This is a genomic window from Neisseria sp. P0021.S005 (assembly GCF_051956955.1).
In genome coordinates this window covers 1-2,892 of sequence record NZ_JBQCWY010000385.1, presented here as the reverse complement: position 1 = coordinate 2,892, position 2,892 = coordinate 1, and the positions used below count along the sequence as shown (strand labels likewise).

Annotated in this window: 5 protein-coding genes; 2 read left to right on the top strand and 3 right to left on the bottom strand. The window is 55.0% G+C overall.

Annotation, left to right across the window (positions count from 1 at the left end):
- From rsfS to ACTHUE_RS14525, 3 genes are all read right to left on the bottom strand, one after another.
- Window positions 1-385 (bottom strand): ribosome silencing factor (gene rsfS / locus ACTHUE_RS14535; protein WP_002246503.1); only part of this gene is annotated, 385 nt, incomplete at its 3' end.
- Between the two features lie 58 nt (window positions 386-443).
- On the bottom strand, window positions 444-1,049 hold the full coding sequence (gene nadD / locus ACTHUE_RS14530; RefSeq protein ID WP_440423840.1) for a nicotinate-nucleotide adenylyltransferase: 606 nt from the start codon (window positions 1,047-1,049) through the stop codon (window positions 444-446).
- Between the two features lie 18 nt (window positions 1,050-1,067).
- Entirely contained in the window at window positions 1,068-1,652 is a 585-nt protein-coding gene (locus ACTHUE_RS14525; protein ID WP_049336840.1) for a beta-class carbonic anhydrase, read from the bottom strand.
- 120 nt (window positions 1,653-1,772) lie between these two features.
- Here ACTHUE_RS14525 and ACTHUE_RS14520 point away from each other — a divergent pair, with 120 nt between their 5' ends.
- Window positions 1,773-2,663 carry an NUDIX hydrolase gene (locus tag ACTHUE_RS14520; protein WP_311477092.1) on the top strand — a complete coding sequence of 297 codons (891 nt, stop codon included), beginning with the start codon at window positions 1,773-1,775 and terminating at the stop codon, window positions 2,661-2,663.
- Window positions 2,664-2,678: 15 nt separating this feature from the next.
- Window positions 2,679-2,892, top strand: a 214-nt coding sequence (locus tag ACTHUE_RS14515) for an ATP-binding cassette domain-containing protein (RefSeq protein ID WP_440403183.1), incomplete at its 3' end; no start/stop codon positions are given.

Here is a 2,892-nt window from a genome sequence, read left to right as displayed (position 1 = left end):
AGTCGGCGGCGTGCCAAGGTTTTTGCATACCGGCGTGGAAACTCGGTTTTTCTCCGCCCCACAAGGTGTCGATGTCGTAGAAGTCGCGCACGGCAGGGAGCATGACGTGGACAACGAGGTCGCCTGCATCGACAAGCGTCCATTCGCCGCTGTCGCCTTCGGTGCTGAGGATTTCAAAACCGGCTTCTTTCAAATCGACGGCAACGTTGTTGGCCAATGCTTTGACTTGGCGTGTGCTGTCGCCGCTGGCAATAATCATACGGGCGAACAGGGAGGTTTTGTCTTGGGTTTCCAAAACAGAGATGTCTTTGGCTTTAATGTCTTCGAGGGCGTTTACGGCCACTTCGACCATTTTTTGCAGGTCTTGCAATTCTTGTTCGTTCATTATTTTCCTAGTTGAAATGTTTTCAGACGGCATTATAGCTTATCTGCCTGAATAAACGCTATTTTTCATAGAGTTTGTGTTGGCGGATGTATTGGGCGACGGGTTGTGGCAGGCCGTCTGAATGGTGCGTTTTGGCGAGATTGGCGCGGATTTGGGTGGAGCTGGTGTTGTGCAGCGGCGCGTTGAGGATGCGGACGCTGCCGTTTTGCAGGGCTTCGCCGATCCATGCGTGCAATTCGCGCGGGGTTTTGTTGAGGTTGTCGCCTTGGCGCATGGCGATGGCGATATGGGTCTGGCGCACGAGGGTTTGCCATTTTTTCCATGTGTGCAGCTGCATCAGGCTGTCGCTGCCCATCAGCCACCACAGTTGCGCACCGGGAAATTGCTGGCGGAAGATTTGGACGGTGTCAAACGTATAAGTCGCGCCGTCGCGGACGATATCGCAATCGCTGGCGGCGAATTTCGGCTCGTCGGCGATGGCAAGTTCGACCATATTGAGGCGCTCTTGTGCCGGCGTGCGCGTGCTGTCTTTGTGGTACGGGTCGCCTGCCGGCAGGAAGACGACAAGATCCAAACCGATTTCGTCGGCAAAGGCGCGGGCGATGTGGAGGTGGCCGTTGTGGATGGGGTCAAATGTGCCGCCGAATAATCCGATGTTTTTCATTTCGTAGTGGTGTCTGAGTTAGATGTTTTGGCCGTCTGAAGCAGGCAGGCTGCCGTCAACAATCAGGTTGAGCTTGCCTGTAGTCGGGTGGATGACCAGGCCGTGGATGGCGATGTTGTCGGGCATCAGCGGATGTTTGCGAATCAGCTCGACGGTATGGCGCACGCTGTCTTCGACATCGTCAAAACCGGTCAGCCAGCCGTCCAAATCGATACCGGCATTACGCAGGGTTTCGATGCGGTCGTCGGGGATATTGCTGTCGTGTACGCGTTGGAGGAACTCTTCGGCGTGTAGTCCGCGCATACCGCAATCGTGGTGGGCAATGACCATGATTTCTTTGACTTTGAGTTCAAATACGGCCACCAACAAACTGCGCATTACCGAACCCCAAGGGTGGGTCACCAGCGCGCCGGCGTTTTTGATGAGCTTGGCATCGCCGTTTTTCAAACCCAACGCGTTGGGCAGCAATTCGATAATGCGCGCGTCCATGCAGGAGAGGATGGCCAGCTCGCGGCCGGGGTATTTGTTGGTAAAGTATTTTTCGTATTCGCCTGTTTCGACGAAATGTTGGTTATAGGCGAGGATTTCGCTCAATTCGCTCATGATGTGCTCGTTTCGGATGGTTTACTCTATTATAGCGGTTTTCGGGTAGTGCGGTTGTTTTGCAAATTCGCCGTAAACGGCTAAAATCAACGTATCTTTAGTTCTTTTGGAGGATGTGCCGTGTCTCAGTCTTTCCGCTTTGAACAGGTATTCGCGTCCGATGTCCACGATGCATTGTGGGATTGGGCGCAAACCAGCTATGGCGCATCCGACGATTGGTGCATTCTGTATCTCAACGGCCTGCCTTTAGGCCGTCTGACCCCGTTATGGCGCGAACGCCTCGGGCAAGATTGGACAGGCAGGCAGTCGACCCTTTCAGACGGCCTGAATTTGGAAACCGACAGCTGGGCGGAAATGGGCGACAGTTTGCAAACGCTGGCGCAACAATGGCGCGAATGCGGTTGGCTCAAGGGTTGGCGCGGTGAAAAGTTCGACATCTGCGACCAGTCGGGCAAGCCTTTATGCGCACTCGAACGCGCCGCCTTCCGTCCGTTCGGCCTGATGAGTCAGGCAGTGCATTTGAACGGATTGGTCGAAACAGAAAACAGTCTGCGCTTTTGGATAGGCCGCCGCAGTCCGCACAAAGCCGTCGATCCGAACAAACTCGACAATCTGACCGGAGGCGGCATCAGCAGCGGCGAAAGGCCGTCTGAAGCCGTCTGCCGCGAGGGTGAAGAAGAAGCAGGCATTCCCGCTTCGTTAACCCCCCATATCCGACCGACTGCCCAAATATATAGTTTGCGCCCCGTTAATCGCGGTGTCCACAACGAAATCCTGCATATCTTCGACATTATCCTGCCTGAAGGCTTCCAACCCGCCAACCAAGACGGCGAAGTTGCCGGTTTTGAACTGATGGACATCCCCACCCTGCTCGATGCCATGTTGGGCGGAAACATGATGCACGATGCCCAGCTGGTTACGCTTGAAGCCTGCCGTCGATACGGCCTGATAGACCTCAAACATCCGCTGTCCGCATGGCTCGACAGCATCCGTTGCCGACCCCATTTTTAAAGGCCGTCTGAAACCATGTTGCAACTCAAAAACATCAACAAACGCTTCGGCAGCAAAACCGTTGCCCAAGACATCAACCTAAACGTCGAAGCAGGCGAAATTCTCGCCGTACTCGGCCGCTCCGGCTGCGGCAAATCCACCCTGCTCAAAACCATCGTCGGCCTGGTGCGTCCCGACAGCGGCGAAGTCTGGCTCAACGGCGACAACATCACCGACATGCCGTCTGAAA